This is a genomic window from Rhodoglobus sp. GW821-FHT12B09 (genome assembly GCF_058809925.1).
The window spans coordinates 157,811-173,648 of the sequence record NZ_JBXATB010000008.1; the positions used below are offsets into that span (position 1 = coordinate 157,811).

The following is a 15,838-nucleotide window of genomic DNA, read 5'->3' on the forward strand; positions in this document are numbered from 1 at the left end:
CCATGTTGATCCCTCGTAAGGTCAAGCACCGCAAGCAGCACCACCCCGGCCGTTCCGGCCAGGCGACCGGTGGCACCGTCGTGTCGTTCGGCGAGTTCGGCATCCAGGCGCTCACGCCCGCGTATGTCACGAACCGCCAGATCGAGGCGGCCCGTATCGCGATGACCCGTCACATCAAGCGTGGTGGAAAGGTGTGGATCAACGTCTACCCCGACCGCCCGCTCACCAAGAAGCCGGCCGAGACCCGCATGGGTTCCGGTAAGGGTTCACCCGAGTGGTGGATCGCGAACATCAAGCCCGGACGCGTGCTCTTCGAGCTCAGCGGTGTCAACGAGACCGTTGCCCGTGAGGCGCTCACCCGTGCAATCCACAAGCTGCCCCTCAAGGCACGCATCATCAAGCGCGAGGAGGGCGACGCATAATGGCGATCGGATCCAAGGAGCTCGCTCCTGTCGAGCTCGACACCTTTGAAGACGAGCGTCTCATCGACGAACTGAAGAAGGCGAAGGAAGAACTCTTCAACCTCCGCTTCCAGTCCGCGACCGGACAGCTCGAGAGCCACGGGCGCATTCGCGCGGTCAAGCGCGACATCGCCCGCATCTACACGGTCATCCGTGAGCGCGAGCTGGGCATCCGTGCCACGCCCGTCGCGGTCGAGGCTCCGGCCAAGACCACCAAGAAGGCAACCACCAAGAAGGCGGATGCAGCGGCTGAGGCCCCTGCGGACACCACTGAAGAGACGAAGGAGGCGTAATCATGGCCAAGGTCGAAGCAACACAGAAGGCGGACACGACCGCCGAGCTCGCTCGCGGATACCGCAAGAGCCGTCGCGGCTACGTGACCAGCGACAAGATGGACAAGACCATCGTCGTCGAGGTCGAGGACCGCGTTAAGCACCCCCTGTACGGCAAGGTCATCCGCCGTACCTCCAAGGTCAAGGTCCACGACGAGGCGAACGGCGCCGGCATCGGCGACCTCGTCCTCATCAGCGAGACTCGCCCGCTGAGCGCCTCCAAGCGCTGGCGCCTGGTCGAGATCCTCGAGAAGGCGAAGTAGCTCATGCTTCAGCAGGAATCCCGAGTCAAGGTCGCCGATAACACCGGCGCCAAGGAGCTCCTCACGATCCGCGTCCTCGGTGGCTCCGGCCGCCGTTACGCGGGCCTCGGCGACGTTATCGTCGCCACAGTCAAGGACGCGATCCCCGGCGGCAACGTCAAGAAGGGCGATGTGGTCAAGGCCGTCATCGTTCGCGTCGTCAAGCAGACCCGTCGTCCCGACGGCTCGTACATCAAGTTCGACGAGAACGCCGCTGTGATCCTGAAGGGCGACGGTGACCCCCGTGGCACCCGCATCTTCGGACCGGTCGGCCGTGAGCTCCGTGACAAGAAGTTCATGAAGATCATCTCGCTCGCTCCGGAGGTGCTGTAACTCATGGCCAACATTCGCAAGGGCGACCTCGTGCAGGTCATCAGCGGCCCGACCCAGGACCGCGGCGGAGACCGCGGCAAGCAGGGTCGCGTCATCACTGTGATCGCCGGCAAGGACCGCGTTGTCGTGGAGGGTGTCAACTTCGTCACCAAGCACGTCAAGGTGGGCCAGACCCAGCGCGGCACCAAGACCGGCGGCATCGAGACGATGGAGGCACCGATCCACGTGTCGAACGTCGCGCTCGTCGACCCCGACACCAAGCTCCCCGCCCGCGTGGGCTTCCGCGTCGAGACGGACGACCGTGGCAAGACCACGCGCGTCCGCTTCTTCAAGAAGTCGCGTCGGGTCGAATCCAAGAAGGCCGCCAAGGCCTCGACGAAGTCTGAGGACAAGGCCGACAAGGCCGAGCCGAAGGCCGCCGCCAAGAAGGCTGCTCCCGCAGCAGCCGAGAAGGACGCTGACTAATGACTGACACCGCTACTGCCGCGAAGGCTGGCGCTCCGGAGAGCAAAATCCAGCCGCGCCTCAAGCAGAAGTACCGCAACGAGATCGCCGCGCAGCTCACCAAGGACTTCGGCTTCACGAACCCGCACCAGGTGCCGGGCCTCGTGAAGGTCGTCGTCAACACCGGTGTCGGCGAGGCTGCCCGCGACGGCAAGATCATCGACGGCGCCGTCAAGGACCTCACGGCCATCACCGGCCAGAAGCCCCAGGTGACGAACGCCCGCAAGTCCATCGCTCAGTTCAAGCTGCGCGAGGGCCAGCCCATCGGCGCCCACGTCACCCTTCGCGGCGACCGGGCGTGGGAGTTCCTCGACCGCCTCGTCACCCTCGCACTGCCCCGAATCCGCGACTTCCGCGGCCTCTCGGACAAGCAGTTCGACGGCCGTGGCAACTACACGTTCGGCCTCACGGAGCAGTCGATGTTCCACGAGATCGACCAGGACAAGATCGACCGCGTTCGTGGTTTCGACATCACCGTCGTGACCACCGCCAAGAACGACGACGAGGGTCGCGCGCTGCTCAAGGCGCTCGGCTTCCCGTTCCGCACGGCCGAGAACTCCGGAAACTAACCACCCAAGCACCACCGATCGACCAGGTCGGCATTCGCGTAACGGATGCCGAAACCGGACGAGATAGGCACCACAACTCATGACAATGACAGATCCGGTCGCAGACCTGCTGACCCGGCTGCGCAACGCCAACTCGGCGTACCACGACACGGTCTCGCTGCCCAGCAGCAAGCTCAAGTCGCACCTCGCGGAGATCCTCAAGACCGAGGGCTACATCTCCGCGTGGAAGGTCGAGGACGCGCGCGTCGGCCAGACCCTCACGATCGACCTCAAGTACGGGCCCAACCGCGAGCGCTCCATTGTGGGCATCAAGCGCGTCTCCAAGCCCGGCCTCCGCGTGTACGCGAAGTCGACCGAGATCCCCAAGGTTCTCGGCGGTCTCGGCGTCGCCATCCTGTCCACCTCCTCCGGTCTGCTGACCGACAAAGAGGCGACCTCGAAGGGCGTGGGTGGGGAAGTCCTCGCCTACGTGTGGTAACCCGTCATGTCACGAATCGGAAGACTCCCCATCGACGTCCCCAGCGGCGTTGAGGTGAAGATCGACGGCCAGTCCGTCGCCGTCAAGGGCCCGAAGGGCGAGCTGTCGCTCGTCGTCAAGAGCCCCATCGCCGTCACGGTCGAGGACGGACAGGTGCTCGTCACCCGTCCCGACGACGAGCGCGAGTCGCGCTCGCTCCACGGCCTCACCCGCACGCTCATCGCGAACCAGATCATCGGTGTCACCGATGGCTACACCAAGGGCCTCGAGGTCGTCGGTACCGGTTACCGCGTTGCGGCCAAGGGCGACTCGGTCGAGTTCGCGCTCGGCTTCTCGCACTCCATCACGGTTGACCCGCCCGCGGGCATCAGCTTCACGGTCGAGGGCAACAACAAGCTGACGGTCAGCGGCATCGACAAGCAGGCCGTCGGCGAGGTCGCGGCCAACATCCGCAAGCTGCGCAAGCCCGAGCCGTACAAGGGCAAGGGCGTGCGTTACGCCGGCGAAGTAGTCCGCCGCAAGGCCGGAAAGAGTGGTAAGTGATCATGGCTCTCGGAACCAGAGGTAAGAGCAAGTCGGCCGCAAAGGGCCGCAGGCACGCCCGCCTTCGCAAGAAGGTCATCGGCACCGAGGCGCGTCCGCGCCTCGTCGTCACCCGTTCGGCCCGCCACGTGTTCGTGCAGGTCGTGGATGACTCGAAGGGCCACACCCTCGCGAGCGCATCGACCCTCGAGGCCGACATGCGCACGTTCGACGGTGACAAGACCGCCAAGGCGCGCAAGGTCGGCGAGCTCGTCGCCGAGCGCGCGAAGAAGGCCGGCGTCGAGGCCGTCGTGTTCGACCGTGGCGGTAGCCGCTACGCAGGACGCGTCGCAGCGATCGCCGACGGAGCGCGAGAGGGCGGACTGAACCTGTGAGCGACGCAACTACTAACAAGGAGCAGGACGTGGCTGAGCCCACTACCGAGGCTGTCGCAACGACGGAGGCCGTCGCAGACGCTCCCGCGACCGACCTCACCAACGAGCCCCGCGAGGCCCGCCGTGGCGGCCGCGAGCGCAACCCGAACCGTGACCGCGGCAACAGCCGCGACGCGGAGAAGAGCCAGTTCCTGGAGCGCGTCGTGACCATCAACCGCGTGTCGAAGGTCGTGAAGGGCGGTCGTCGCTTCAGCTTCACCGCTCTCGTGGTCGTCGGCGACGGCAACGGACTGGTCGGCGTCGGCTACGGCAAGGCCCGCGAGGTCCCCACCGCGATCTCGAAGGGCGTCGAGGAGGCGAAGAAGAACTTCTTCCGCGTCCCCCGCGTCGCCCAGACGATCCCGCACCCCGTGCAGGGCGAGGCCGCTGCCGGCGTCGTGCTGCTGCGTCCGGCCTCGGCCGGTACCGGTGTTATCGCGGGCGGTCCGGTTCGCGCCGTACTCGAGTGCGCCGGCATCCATGACGTCCTGAGCAAGTCGCTCGGCTCGTCGAACACGATCAACATCGTGCACGCGACGGTTGCTGCCCTCAAGCAGCTCGAGGAGCCCCGCGCGGTCGCCGCGCGCCGCGGCCTCTCCGTCGAGCACGTCGTCCCGGCCCGCCTGCTGCGCGCCGAGGCTGAAGCTAAGGCAGGTGTCTGATGGCCGCGCGCCTGAAGGTGACCCAGATCAAGTCCAAAATCAGTGAGAAGCAGAACATGCGCGACACCCTGCGGAGCCTCGGGCTCCACCGCATCGGTGACGTGACTGTTCGCGAGGACAACAAGCAGAACCGTGGCTACGTGCGCACGGTCGCTCACCTCGTCAAGGTCGAGGAGATTGACTAATGGCTGACGAAGCTACCCCCAAGAAGGCGCCGGCCAAGGCCGCTGCGCCCAAGACGAGCGCGGACAAGCCCGCCGCCGCCAAGGCTCCCGCGAAGGCCGCTGCCCCCAAGGCTGCTGCCGCCGCGAAGGCCCCGGCCGCCAAGGCTGCTGACAAGGCTCCCGCGAAGGCCGCTGCCCCCAAGGCCGCTGCCGCCGCGAAGTCCGACGACACTGCTGCTGCCAAGGCGCCCGCCGCCAAGGCCGCACCGGCGAAGAAGGCACCCAAGGACGACGCTCCGGCGCGCCCCCAGGTGCTGAAGATCCACCACCTCCGCCCCGCTGCGGGTGCCAAGAAGGACAAGACCCGCGTCGGACGCGGTGAGGGTTCCAAGGGCAAGACTGCGGGCCGCGGTACCAAGGGCACGAAGGCTCGCTACTCGGTCCGTCCGGGCTTCGAGGGTGGAAACCTGAACTTCGTCATGCGCCAGCCGAAGCTGCGCGGGTTCAAGAACCCGTTCCGCGTCGAGTACCAGGTCGTCAACCTCGACAAGCTCGCCGAGCTGTACCCCAAGGGCGGCGACGTCACCACCCTCGACCTGGTTGCCAAGGGCGCCGTTCGCAAGAACGAGAAGGTCAAGGTTCTTGGGCAGGGTGATATTGCGGTTAAGCTGAACGTTGCAGTCGACAAGGTCTCCGGCTCTGCTGAGCAGAAGATCGTTGCCGCTGGCGGTTCGGTCAAGTAAGTAACCCGTAACAACGGGTTTCGAGCGGGGCTGGTCACCAGCCCCGCTCGATTGCATTACCAAAGACAATCGGAGGCCTTGTGTTTAGAGCTGTCGCGCGGATCTTCCGCACGCCTGACCTTCGCAGGAAGATCGGGTTCACACTCGGCATCGTTGCGCTGTTCCGCCTGGGGTCGTTCATCCCCGCGCCGTTCGTCGACTTCGGAAACGTGCAGGAGTGCCTCGCGAGCAACGCGGGCACCTCCGGCCTCTACGACCTCGTGAACCTCTTCAGCGGCGGCGCACTGCTCCAGCTGTCGGTCTTCGCGCTCGGGATCATGCCGTACATCACGGCCTCGATCATCGTGCAGCTGCTGCGCGTGGTCATCCCGCACTTCGAGACCCTCTACAAGGAGGGCCAGGCCGGCCAGTCCCGCCTGACGCAGTACACCCGCTACCTCACGATCGCCCTCGGCGTCCTCCAGTCGACGACGCTCATCACGGTCGCCCGCAGCGGCGCGCTCTTCCCGTCCAACTCGGGCGCGGCGGCCTGCAGCCAGCTCATCACCGACGACTCCTGGTACGCGATCATGCTGATGGTCATCACGATGACCGCCGGCACCGGCCTCATCATGTGGATGGGCGAGCTCATCACCGAGCGCGGCATCGGCAACGGCATGTCGCTGCTCATCTTCACGTCGATCTCGGCCCGCTTCCCCGGCTCGCTCTGGAGCATCCAGGAGGCGAAGGGCATCGAGGTCTTCATCGGGGTGATCCTGATCGGCGTGCTGATCGTGGGCGCCGTGGTCTTCGTCGAGCAATCGCAGCGGCGCATCCCTGTGCAGTACGCGAAGCGCATGGTCGGTAGGCGCACGTACGGCGGCAACAACACGTACATCCCCATCAAGGTGAACATGGCCGGCGTCGTGCCCGTGATCTTCGCCTCCTCGCTGCTGTACCTGCCCGCCCTCATCGCGCAGTTCAACCAGCCGGCTGCAGGCCAGGCGCCCGCGGGCTGGGTCACCTGGATCCAGACCTACCTGACCAAGGGCGACCACCCGCTGTACATGCTGATGTACTTCCTGCTCATCGTCGGCTTCACGTACTTCTACGTGGCGATCACCTTCAACCCCGAAGAGGTCGCCGACAACATGAAGAAGTACGGCGGCTTCATCCCGGGCATCCGGGCCGGCCGTCCGACCGCGGAGTACCTGGACTACGTGCTCACGCGCGTGACCCTCCCGGGATCGCTCTACCTCGGCCTGATCGCGCTCATACCGCTCATCGCCCTCGTTCTCGTGGGGGCGAACACGAACTTCCCGTTCGGCGGCGCGAGCATCCTGATCATCGTCGGTGTCGGCCTCGAGACCGTTAAGCAGATCGACTCCCAGCTGCAGCAGCGTCACTACGAGGGCCTGCTCCGTTGACCCGGCTGCTCATTGTCGGCCCGCCAGGGGCCGGCAAAGGCACGCAATCCACCCGGATCACCGAGACATACCAGATTCCTGCCATCGCGACGGGCGACATCTTCCGCGCGAACATCAAGAACCAGACTGATCTCGGCAAGCAGGTCAAGGCGATCATCGACGCGGGCGACTTCGTACCGGATTCGCTGACCAACGACCTCGTCGCCAGCCGGCTCCAGGAGGCGGACGCCCGCGGCGGCTTCCTCCTCGACGGGTACCCGCGCACGCTCGACCAGCTGCGGTTCCTCGACGAGGTGCTCGCCGCCGACGGCGCCGCCCTCGACGCGGTCATCCAGCTCGTCGTCGACCCTGACGAGGTGGTGTCGCGGCTGCTGAAGCGGGCCCACCAGGAGGGGCGCACGGATGACACGGAGGAGACGATCCGTCACCGCCAGTCGCTGTACCAGCGCGAGACCGCGCCGCTCATCGCCGTCTACGGAGAGCGCGGGCTGGTCCTCAAGATCGACGCGCTCGGCCAGGTCGACGATGTGAGCTCCCGTATCGCCGAGTCACTCGCGTCGCGCGGCATCGTCCCCCCGGATACCGCGACCCGCTGACGTGGCCCTCGGCAGAGCGAAGATCTACAAGACGCCCGCCGAGCTGCGCCTCATGGTGCGGCCCGGCGCGGTGACGGCCGCCTCGCTCGCGGCAGTTCGCGCTGCAATCCGGCCGGGCGTCACGACTCTGGAGCTGGACGCGATCGCGGAGCGCGCCATCCGTGACGCGGGCGGAGTGCCTAACTTCATGAAGGAGCCCGGCTACCGCCACACGCTGTGCGTCTCGGTCAACGACGAGATCGTGCACGGAATCCCCGGTGACCGGGTACTGCAGCCCGGTGACATCGTCTCCGTGGACAGCGGCGCGGAGGTCGACGGCTGGAATGGCGATGCTGCCATCACCGTCGTGATACCGGATGCCTCGCGCCCCGAGGTCGTCGCAGCACGGCAGGAGCTCGCGGACGCGACCGAGCACGCGCTGTGGGCGGGCATCGCCGAGCTGGCGCGGGCGAAGCGGCTCAACCAGGTGGGCGGCGCCATCGAGGACACGGTCGACTCGCGCGGCGAGTTCGGCATCATCGAGGACTACGTGGGCCACGGCATCGGGCGCTCCATGCACGAGGACCCTCCGGTCTACAACTTCCGCGTCCGCGGCGCCGGGCCCGAGGTGCGCCCCGGGCTCGTGGTCGCCATCGAGCCGATGATCACGCGCGGCGGGGTCGACAGCCACGTGCTCGCGGACGAGTGGACGGTCGCCACGGATGACGGCACCGACGCCGCGCACTGGGAGCACAGCGTCGCCGTGCACTCCGGCGGGCTCTGGGTTCTCACCGCGGAGGACGGCGGAGCATCCGGTCTCGCGCCGTTCGGGGTGGTCCCGGCGCCCATCGCGTGATTTCGCTCGAGGCTTATACCTCACGGTTGGCGAAACGCCCGGGAATGACCTAAGCTTGATCTTTGGTGTTTCCAGCCGCTTTTTTGCGTGCTTGGACACCGATCCCCGCAGACCAGCGATTCAATACTTTTAGCGACGAAGAGGCTATGGCCAAAAAAGACGGTGTCATCGAGATCGAGGGAGCAGTAGTCGAAGCTCTGCCCAACGCAATGTTCCGCGTTGAGCTGACCAACGGCCACAAAGTGCTCGCCCACATCTCGGGCAAGATGCGACAGAACTACATCAGGATCCTCCCGGAGGACCGTGTGGTCGTCGAGTTGAGCCCCTACGACCTGACCCGTGGCCGGATCACCTACCGCTACAAGTAACGAGCGCGCTGGAAAGTAACGAACCGCGGCATCCCGCGGATTCGAAGACAGCGAGTGCAAGGAAACAACATGAAGGTCAACCCCAGCGTCAAGCCCATCTGCGACCACTGCCGCGTCATTCGCCGCAATGGCAACGTCATGGTGATCTGCAAGAGCAACCCTCGCCACAAGCAGCGCCAGGGCTAAGTAGTACACACAAACAGAACAGCACCAGGAACTCGCTCCGGCGAGGGACACCGAGGGTTGGAGGCCTTCGCACCGGTGCTGTCCATAACCTCCACATGACTCCATAAGGGAGATGCATCATGGCACGTCTAGCCGGCGTCGACATCCCGCGCGACAAGCGCGTGGAGGTCGCACTGACCTACATCTACGGTGTTGGCCGTACGAGGGCCCTCAAGACCCTCGCCGACACCGGGATCAGCGGTGAGATCCGCGTCAAGGATCTGACCGATGACCAGCTCATCGCACTGCGCGACTACATCGAGGTGAACTTCAAGGTAGAGGGTGACCTCCGCCGTGAGGTTGCCGCTGACATCCGCCGCAAGGTCGAGATCGGCAGCTACCAGGGTATTCGCCACCGTCGCGGCCTGCCCGTGCACGGGCAGCGCACCAAGACCAACGCTCGCACCCGCAAGGGCCCGAAGCGCACTGTTGCCGGTAAGAAGAAGGCGGGACGCAAGTAATGGCTGCACCGAAGGCCGCTGCGCGGAAGCCGCGCCGCAAGGAGAAGAAGAACATCGCGCTGGGCCAGGCCCACATCAAGTCGACGTTCAACAACACGATCGTGTCGATCACCGACCCGAGCGGGGCCGTCATCAGCTGGGCCTCGTCCGGCGCCGTCGGCTTCAAGGGCTCGCGCAAGTCGACGCCCTTCGCCGCCCAGCTCGCAGCGGAGTCCGCTGCCCGCCAGGCGCAGGAGCACGGCATGAAGAAGGTCGACGTCTTCGTCAAGGGACCGGGCTCCGGCCGCGAGACCGCGATCCGCTCCCTCCAGGCCGCTGGCCTCGAGGTCGGCAGCATCAACGACGTGACGCCCCAGGCGCACAACGGATGCCGCCCGCCCAAGCGCCGCCGCGTCTAACTCATTCGCTGGTTGAGCAGCCGCCTGCGGCGCATCGGGACCTGATCTCGGTACGGCCGCGGGCGGCCTGCTCAATCCGCTCAGCTTTCCTCCTCTCAACAACTCAATAGACCGACGGGCCAGCCACTCGTCGCATCCAGGTGTCAAATAGCGGACACCTCGCCGAAAGGAAACACCAGTGCTCATCGCACAGCGCCCCACTCTTGCCGAAGAGAACATCTCCGAGTTCCGCTCGCGCTTCGTCATCGAGCCGCTCGAACCCGGTTTCGGTTACACCCTCGGAAACTCCCTGCGCCGCACCCTGCTCTCCTCGATCCCCGGAGCCGCTGTTACGAGCATCCGCATCGACGGGGTCCTTCACGAGTTCAGCACCGTGCCCGGTGTCAAGGAGGACGTCACCGAGGTCATCCTGAACATCAAGAACCTGGTCGTCTCGAGCGAGCACGACGAGCCCATCACGGCCTACCTGCGCAAGCAGGGCGCCGGCGAGGTCACGGCAGCCGACATCTCGGCTCCCGCGGGCGTGGAGATCCACAACCCGGAGCTCGTCATCGCGACGCTCAACGACAAGGCGAAGTTCGAGCTCGAGCTCACCATCGAGCGCGGCCGCGGCTACGTCTCCGCGACCCAGAACCGGAGCGAGTTCAGCGAGGCGGGCCAGATCCCGATCGACTCGATCTACTCGCCCGTGCTCAAGGTGACCTACCGCGTCGAGGCGACTCGTGCCGGTGAGCGCACCGACTTCGACCGCCTGGTCGTCGACGTCGAGACGAAGTCCGCGATCACCCCGCGCGACGCCGTCGCCTCCGCCGGCCGCACGCTGACCGAGCTGTTCGGCCTGGCGCGCGAGCTCAACAACGCCGCCGAGGGCATCGAGATCGGCCCCGCGCCGGTCGACGCCGTTCTCTCCAGCGAGCTGAGCATGCCGATCGAGGACCTCGACCTGAGCGTCCGCAGCTACAACTGCCTCAAGCGTGAGGGCATCAACACGGTCAGCGAGCTCGTCGCGCTGAGCGAGACGCAGCTCATGAACATCCGCAACTTCGGTCAGAAGTCGGTGGACGAGGTCAAGGACAAGCTCGTCGAGATGGGCCTGTCGCTCAAGGACAGCGTTCCCGGATTCGACGGCGCCCACTTCTACGGTGGCTACGACGACGACGAAGCCAACGCGTAGCCGCACCCACTTTTGACACTGGAGATCTAGAACAATGCCTACACCTACCAAGGGACCCCGCCTCGGCGGAGGGCCGGCCCACGAGCGCCTGCTGCTCGCGAACCTCGCCGCCGCCCTGTTCACCCACAAGAGCATCAAGACGACCGAGACGAAGGCCAAGCGCCTGCGTCCGATCGCCGAGCGCCTCATCACGTTCGCGAAGCGCGGCGACCTGCACGCGCGCCGTCGCGTGCTCGCGGTCATCGGCGACAAGACCGTCGTGCACGAGCTCTTCACGGAGATCGCCCCGCTCGTCGAACTGCGCGAGGGCGGCTACACCCGCATCACGAAGCTCGGCTTCCGCAAGGGCGACAACGCGTCGATGGTCCAGATCGAGCTCGTGCTCGAGCCGGTGAACCCGAAGCCGAAGTCCGCGAAGAAGACCGCTGCTGCATCCGCCAAGGACGAGAAGCCGGCCGCTGCCGCTCCCGTCGAGGAGGCCCCGGTCGAGGAGACCGAGACCGCCGAGGTCGAAGAGGCTGCCGCCGAGTCGACCGACGCTGTCGAGGCCGAGACCGTCGAGGCCGAGACCGTCGAGGCCGAGGCTGCCGACGCCGAGGTCGAAGCTGCCGACGAGGCCGAGTCCAAGTAGTCGTACCCGTCAGAAGGGCCCCGCTTTCGAGCGGGGCCCTTCTGCGTTCTGCCACGCGTCGAAGTAGCGGGTCCGCGCTACAGCCCCTTCGTCGCGCGGCAGCAATTTCAGTAGCGCGACGAGAAACCTGTAGCGCGAAGGGAAGGCGGGCGGCGGGGGACGGAAGGCGGGCGGGCGGACGGCGGGGGACGGAAGGCGGGCGGGCGGGCGGCGGGCGAGGCGGGCGGGCGGCGGGGGGAGGCACCCAGCGCCGCGCTACACCGGGCGGTTTGCCAGCCCGTAGTCGTTGTCGTCGAGCAGCGGCGGGATCTCCGCAAGCCGCTGCAGGGCATCCGCGAGCGCTCCGCTGTAGATGCGGCCGCCGGTGGGGCCGGGGTGCACCTGGTCGTCGGCGAGCACGTCGAGCTGCGGCTGGATGGCGGAGTACCAGTTCGACAGCTCCACGTCGCGCTTGTCGCGGGCGAACTCGCTGAGGATCGAGTTCACGTCCGGCCCCCACTCGCGCGGCACCTGCACGTTGACGACGATCATCTGCGTGCCCCGCGGCAGCATCGCGTGCACGTCCTCGAGGGTCTCCTCGTCGATCCAGCCGTTGGTCCCGAGCCCGAGCACGAGGATCGGCCGCATCGCGCCGGACGCGACCACCGAGCTCACGATGTCCTCGGCCTCGAACATCTGCCGCGACACCACGGCGTCGATCGCGATCCCGGGGAAGGCCTCCTCGAGCTCCGGAGCGGCCGCGAGCATCACCGAGTCGCCGATCGCGTAGATCTCGTCGCCGGTCGGCAGCGGCTGGGCGCGGCGCGGCGCGGTCGCGAATCCCGGAAGGGCCAGCAGTGCCTCGCCCGCCTCGATCGCCGCCTGCGCCTGACTGCGCCCGGGGTCGCTGGCGACGGCAACGCCGGTCAGCCCGGCGGTCGCGAGCAGGGCGGCAACAGCAAGAGCAGAGGCGGCCCGGATGACGACGCGCCCCCGAACCACGTACGAGACGCTGCCGCGCACCCCCCGCCGCCGCAGCGGGGTCTCGACGAAGCGGTAGGACAGGGCGGAGGCCCCCGCGGTCACCACCAGCGCCGCCGACGGAGCCGCCCACCAGGCGGCATTCTGGGGCAGCCACGCCACGAGCAGCACGAGCACCGGCCAGTGCCAGAGGTAGAGGCCGTACGACCGCTCGCCGATCCAGCGCAGGGGCTGCACGTCGAGCGCGCGGCCGAGCCACGACTCCGTGGCCGTGGCGCCCGCGATGGCGACGGCGGTGAGGACGGCGACAAGCGCGAGGCCGCCGTGGGTGGCGAGCCAGTCCCCCTCGGGGAGCAGTGCGGCGATGGCGATGACGCCCGCGGTGGCGAGGGCGCCCGCGATCGGGAGGGCGACCCGGGCCGGACGGGGGAGGGGGGCCGCGGCATCCGTGAACCTGCCCTCCAGCAGGAAGGCGAGGGCGGCGCCCAGGGCGAGGCCGAAGCTGTGCGTGTCGGTGCCGTAGTACACGCGGGTGGCGTCGGGACCGGCGAGCAGGGCCATGGCGACCGCGGAGCCGACGGCCAGAAGCAGGGCGATACCGGAGCGGGCGAACCGGTTGCGGACGAGGAGCAAGAGGAGGAGGGCGAGCGGCCAGAGGAGGTAGAACTGCTCCTCCACGGCCAGCGACCAGAGGTTTCGGAACAGCTCGGGCGAGGTGGCGTCGAAGTAGCTCTCGCCCTGGAGGATCGCCAGCCAGTTGCTGCTGAAGGTCGCCGCACCGAGCACCTGGCGGCCGAGGCCCACGAGCACGTCCCCGCCGATGAACAGGGCCGCGCTCGAGCACAGGGCAACCACGAGCACGAGGGCCGGCAGCAGCCTCCGAGCGCGGCGAGCCCAGAAACCCCCGAGGGAGATGCGGCCGGCCGTGGCGCGCTCGCGGACGAGCAGCCCGGTGATGAGGAATCCCGAGATCACGAAGAAGACGTCGACGCCGACGTAACCGCCCTTGAGGGTGTCGGGGAGGAAGTGGAACGCGATGACCGCGAGCACCGCGACGGCGCGGAGCCCGTCGAGGCCGGGCAGCCGAATAGGGGCGCGCGTCGAAGGAGAAGTCATGGTGGGTACCGCGAACAAGCCTACCCGCCGTAGTTTGGGGGTATGGCGAGCGAAGCGACGACGATCACGGCGGGTGCGCGCGAGGTGCGCATCTCCAGCCCCTCCCGAGTGCTGTGGCCGGAGCCCGGCATCACCAAGCTGCAGCTCGCCGAGTACATCGTGGCGGTGGGCGACGCGTTCGTGCGCGCGAACGGCGACCGGCCGGTGTCGCTGCAGCGTTTCCCGGACGGCATCGACGGCGAGCAGTTCTTCTCGAAGAACCCGCCGAAGGGCGCGCCCGACTACGTTCGGAGCGTCCCGGTCGTCTACCCGAGCGCACGGTCGCACCCGCAGCTCGTGATCGACGAGGTGGCGGTCGCGGTCTGGGCCGTACAGATGAACACGGTCACCTTCCACCCGTGGCCGTCGCGCGCGGAGAACAGCGACAACCCCGACCAGCTGCGCATCGACCTTGACCCCCAGCCCGGAACTGACTTCGGGGATGCCGTGGCGGCAGCCCTCGCCCTGCGCACGGTGCTGACCGAGGCGGGGCTCACGTCGTTCGTCAAGACGTCGGGCAACCGGGGACTCCACGTGTTCGCCCCGATCGAGCCCACGCACGAGTTCCTCGACGTGCGGCACGCCGTCATCGCGGCCGCCAGGGAGCTCGAGCGGCGCATGCCTGACGCGGTCACGACGGCGTGGTGGAAGGAGGAGCGCGGCGAGAAGATCTTCGCGGACTTCAACCAGGCCAACCGCGACCGCACGATGGCGGGCGCCTACAGCCCTCGGCCGCTCCCGCACGCGCCGGTGTCGGCGCCGGTCACCTGGGACGAGCTTCCGGATGCCGACCCACGCGAGTTCACCGTCCTGACCATGCCCGACCGGCTCGCGGCGGTGGGCGACCCGTGGGAGCGCTTCGACGAGAAGCCCGGGACCATCGACGTGCTCCTCGGCTGGTGGGAGCGCGACCTCGGCAACGGCCTCGGCGAGCTGCCGTTCCCGCCCGACTTCCCGAAGATGCCGGGGGAGCCGCCCCGCGTTCAGCCGTCGCGCGCGAAGAAGGACTAGGGAGGACTAGAGGAGGACGTCCGCCAGGTCGTACTTGGCCGGCACCTCGAGCTGGTCGTAGGTGCACGAGCGCGCGTCCCGATCGGGCCGCCAGCGCTCGAACTGCACAGTGTGGCGGAACCGTCGCCCCTCCATCTGGTCATAGCGCACCTCGACGACGCGCTCGGGCCGCAGCAGCACGAACGACGTGTCCCTGTTTGAGGAGAACCGGTTGCGGTCGGTGGCGCCGGTGACAGCTTCTCCGCTGCCGTCGCGGACCACGAGCGGCTCGAGCTCGTCGATGAGGCTGAGGCGGCGGGCATCCGGGAACGCGGAGATGCCGCCGACGCTCTGCAGCTCGCCGTCCGCGTCGTACAGGCCGAGCAGGAGCGAGCCGACGCCGTTGCCCGACTTGTGGACGCGGTACCCCGTGACCACGACGTCGGCGGTGCGGGCGTGCTTGCTCTTGAACATGGCGCGCTTGTTGGGCGCGTAGGCCGCGGCGAGCGGCTTCGATACGACGCCGTCGAGCCCCGCGCCCTCGAACTCCTCGAGCCAGCGCCGGGCGAGGGCGACGTCGCGCGTGGTCCGGGTGATGTGCAGCGGAGACTCCAGGTCGGCGGCGAGCAGCTCGAGCGCCGCCCGGCGGGTCTCGAACGGCTCCTCGAGCAGCGAGCGGCCGTCGAGGTAGAGCAGGTCGAAGGCGACGAAGCTCGCGGGCGTCTCGACCGACAGCTTCGCGATGCGGCTCTCCGCGGGGTGGATGCGCTGCGAGAGCGCCTCCCAGTCCAGCCGCTCGTCGCCCTCCGCACCGCGGCGGAGCACGATCTCGCCGTCGAGAACGCAGCTCACGCCGAGCTGCCGCTGGAGCTCGGCGACGATCTCCGGGAAGTAGCGGGTGAGGGGCTTCGCGCCGCGGCTGTCGAGCTCCACGTCGTCGCCGTCCACGTACGCGATCGCCCGGAAGCCGTCCCACTTGGGCTCGTAGCTGAGCCCCGCCGCCTCCGGGACGTCGGGCACGGCCTTGGCGAGCATCGGGGCGACGGGGAATCCGGCGGGGAGGTCCATGAGTAGATCCTGCCCTTCCTCCACGCTGGCCGCGAGGGGGTTGCGCGCGGGGCGCCCGCGGCGGGGC

The 15,838-nt window shown here is 67.7% G+C and carries 23 protein-coding genes and 1 pseudogene; 22 read left to right on the plus strand and 2 right to left on the minus strand.

The window, feature by feature from the left end; all coding sequences use genetic code 11:
* The first annotated feature begins 2 nt into the window (after positions 1 to 2).
* The 21 genes and pseudogenes from rplP (at position 3) to rplQ (ending at position 11,598) form a co-directional block, all read left to right on the plus strand.
* A complete protein-coding gene (gene rplP / locus AC1RTC_RS14620; RefSeq protein ID WP_493156924.1) occupies positions 3 to 422 on the plus strand; it encodes a 50S ribosomal protein L16 in 420 nt (139 codons plus the stop codon).
* The gene (gene rpmC / locus AC1RTC_RS14625; RefSeq protein WP_493156926.1) at positions 422 to 754 is read left to right on the plus strand and encodes a 50S ribosomal protein L29; all 333 of its coding nucleotides are present in this window, start codon (positions 422 to 424) and stop codon (positions 752 to 754) included. Before rplP ends, rpmC begins: the two co-directional genes overlap by 1 nt.
* 2 nt (positions 755 to 756) lie before the next feature.
* A complete protein-coding gene (gene rpsQ / locus AC1RTC_RS14630) occupies positions 757 to 1,056 on the plus strand; it encodes a 30S ribosomal protein S17 (RefSeq protein WP_493156928.1) in 300 nt (99 codons plus the stop codon).
* A 3-nt stretch (positions 1,057 to 1,059) separates the two neighbouring features.
* Complete coding sequence (gene rplN / locus AC1RTC_RS14635) at positions 1,060 to 1,428, plus strand: 50S ribosomal protein L14 (protein WP_493156930.1); 369 nt, start codon at positions 1,060 to 1,062, stop codon at positions 1,426 to 1,428.
* A gap of 3 nt (positions 1,429 to 1,431) precedes the next feature.
* A pseudogene (gene rplX, locus AC1RTC_RS14640) lies at positions 1,432 to 1,767 on the plus strand (50S ribosomal protein L24); the annotation flags it as partial.
* A 125-nt stretch (positions 1,768 to 1,892) separates the two neighbouring features.
* Positions 1,893 to 2,501 carry a 50S ribosomal protein L5 gene (gene rplE / locus AC1RTC_RS14645; RefSeq protein ID WP_493156932.1) on the plus strand — a complete coding sequence of 203 codons (609 nt, stop codon included), beginning with the start codon at positions 1,893 to 1,895 and terminating at the stop codon, positions 2,499 to 2,501.
* Positions 2,502 to 2,580: 79 nt separating this feature from the next.
* The gene (rpsH, locus tag AC1RTC_RS14650; RefSeq protein ID WP_493156934.1) at positions 2,581 to 2,979 is read left to right on the plus strand and encodes a 30S ribosomal protein S8; all 399 of its coding nucleotides are present in this window, start codon (positions 2,581 to 2,583) and stop codon (positions 2,977 to 2,979) included.
* A 6-nt stretch (positions 2,980 to 2,985) separates the two neighbouring features.
* Positions 2,986 to 3,522, plus strand: a complete 537-nt coding sequence (gene rplF / locus AC1RTC_RS14655) for a 50S ribosomal protein L6 (protein ID WP_493156935.1) — start codon at positions 2,986 to 2,988, stop codon at positions 3,520 to 3,522.
* 2 nt (positions 3,523 to 3,524) lie between these two features.
* A complete protein-coding gene (rplR, locus tag AC1RTC_RS14660) occupies positions 3,525 to 3,896 on the plus strand; it encodes a 50S ribosomal protein L18 (RefSeq protein ID WP_493156937.1) in 372 nt (123 codons plus the stop codon).
* The gene (gene rpsE, locus AC1RTC_RS14665) at positions 3,893 to 4,597 is read left to right on the plus strand and encodes a 30S ribosomal protein S5 (RefSeq protein WP_493156939.1); all 705 of its coding nucleotides are present in this window, start codon (positions 3,893 to 3,895) and stop codon (positions 4,595 to 4,597) included. Before rplR ends, rpsE begins: the two co-directional genes overlap by 4 nt.
* Positions 4,597 to 4,782, plus strand: coding sequence for a 50S ribosomal protein L30 (rpmD, locus tag AC1RTC_RS14670; RefSeq protein ID WP_493156941.1), 186 nt, complete (start codon positions 4,597 to 4,599; stop codon positions 4,780 to 4,782). Before rpsE ends, rpmD begins: the two co-directional genes overlap by 1 nt.
* A complete protein-coding gene (gene rplO / locus AC1RTC_RS14675) occupies positions 4,782 to 5,504 on the plus strand; it encodes a 50S ribosomal protein L15 (RefSeq protein WP_493156943.1) in 723 nt (240 codons plus the stop codon). Before rpmD ends, rplO begins: the two co-directional genes overlap by 1 nt.
* Positions 5,505 to 5,584: 80 nt before the next feature.
* Positions 5,585 to 6,910, plus strand: coding sequence for a preprotein translocase subunit SecY (gene secY / locus AC1RTC_RS14680; RefSeq protein ID WP_493156945.1), 1,326 nt, complete (start codon positions 5,585 to 5,587; stop codon positions 6,908 to 6,910).
* Positions 6,907 to 7,506, plus strand: coding sequence for an adenylate kinase (locus AC1RTC_RS14685; RefSeq protein WP_493156946.1), 600 nt, complete (start codon positions 6,907 to 6,909; stop codon positions 7,504 to 7,506). The genes secY and AC1RTC_RS14685 overlap by 4 nt, the downstream gene beginning before the upstream one ends.
* A 1-nt stretch (position 7,507) precedes the next feature.
* Positions 7,508 to 8,341 carry a type I methionyl aminopeptidase gene (gene map, locus AC1RTC_RS14690; RefSeq protein WP_493156948.1) on the plus strand — a complete coding sequence of 278 codons (834 nt, stop codon included), beginning with the start codon at positions 7,508 to 7,510 and terminating at the stop codon, positions 8,339 to 8,341.
* A 146-nt stretch (positions 8,342 to 8,487) separates the two neighbouring features.
* Positions 8,488 to 8,709, plus strand: coding sequence for a translation initiation factor IF-1 (infA, locus tag AC1RTC_RS14695; RefSeq protein WP_493156950.1), 222 nt, complete (start codon positions 8,488 to 8,490; stop codon positions 8,707 to 8,709).
* A 69-nt stretch (positions 8,710 to 8,778) separates the two neighbouring features.
* Positions 8,779 to 8,895 (plus strand): 50S ribosomal protein L36, encoded by a 117-nt coding sequence (rpmJ, locus tag AC1RTC_RS14700; protein WP_199281181.1) that lies wholly within the window; start codon positions 8,779 to 8,781, stop codon positions 8,893 to 8,895.
* Between the two features lie 119 nt (positions 8,896 to 9,014).
* Positions 9,015 to 9,395: a 30S ribosomal protein S13 gene (rpsM, locus tag AC1RTC_RS14705; protein ID WP_493156952.1), complete on the plus strand. Its 381-nt coding sequence runs from the start codon at positions 9,015 to 9,017 to the stop codon at positions 9,393 to 9,395.
* The gene (gene rpsK / locus AC1RTC_RS14710) at positions 9,395 to 9,793 is read left to right on the plus strand and encodes a 30S ribosomal protein S11 (protein ID WP_493156954.1); all 399 of its coding nucleotides are present in this window, start codon (positions 9,395 to 9,397) and stop codon (positions 9,791 to 9,793) included. Before rpsM ends, rpsK begins: the two co-directional genes overlap by 1 nt.
* A 178-nt stretch (positions 9,794 to 9,971) precedes the next feature.
* Positions 9,972 to 10,967: a DNA-directed RNA polymerase subunit alpha gene (locus AC1RTC_RS14715; protein WP_493156956.1), complete on the plus strand. Its 996-nt coding sequence runs from the start codon at positions 9,972 to 9,974 to the stop codon at positions 10,965 to 10,967.
* Between the two features lie 34 nt (positions 10,968 to 11,001).
* On the plus strand, positions 11,002 to 11,598 hold the full coding sequence (gene rplQ, locus AC1RTC_RS14720; RefSeq protein ID WP_493156958.1) for a 50S ribosomal protein L17: 597 nt from the start codon (positions 11,002 to 11,004) through the stop codon (positions 11,596 to 11,598).
* A 255-nt stretch (positions 11,599 to 11,853) separates the two neighbouring features.
* Here the strand turns inward: rplQ and AC1RTC_RS14725 are convergent, their stop codons facing one another.
* Positions 11,854 to 13,674, minus strand: coding sequence for an acyltransferase family protein (locus tag AC1RTC_RS14725; RefSeq protein WP_493156960.1), 1,821 nt, complete (start codon positions 13,672 to 13,674; stop codon positions 11,854 to 11,856).
* Positions 13,675 to 13,716: 42 nt separating this feature from the next.
* Between AC1RTC_RS14725 and ligD the strand changes: the two genes are divergently transcribed.
* Entirely contained in the window at positions 13,717 to 14,724 is a 1,008-nt protein-coding gene (gene ligD, locus AC1RTC_RS14730; RefSeq protein WP_493156962.1) for a non-homologous end-joining DNA ligase, read from the plus strand.
* Positions 14,725 to 14,730: 6 nt separating this feature from the next.
* Here ligD and AC1RTC_RS14735 read toward each other — a convergent pair whose 3' ends face one another.
* Positions 14,731 to 15,771 carry an ATP-dependent DNA ligase gene (locus AC1RTC_RS14735; protein ID WP_493156972.1) on the minus strand — a complete coding sequence of 347 codons (1,041 nt, stop codon included), beginning with the start codon at positions 15,769 to 15,771 and terminating at the stop codon, positions 14,731 to 14,733.
* Positions 15,772 to 15,838 lie beyond the last annotated feature (67 nt).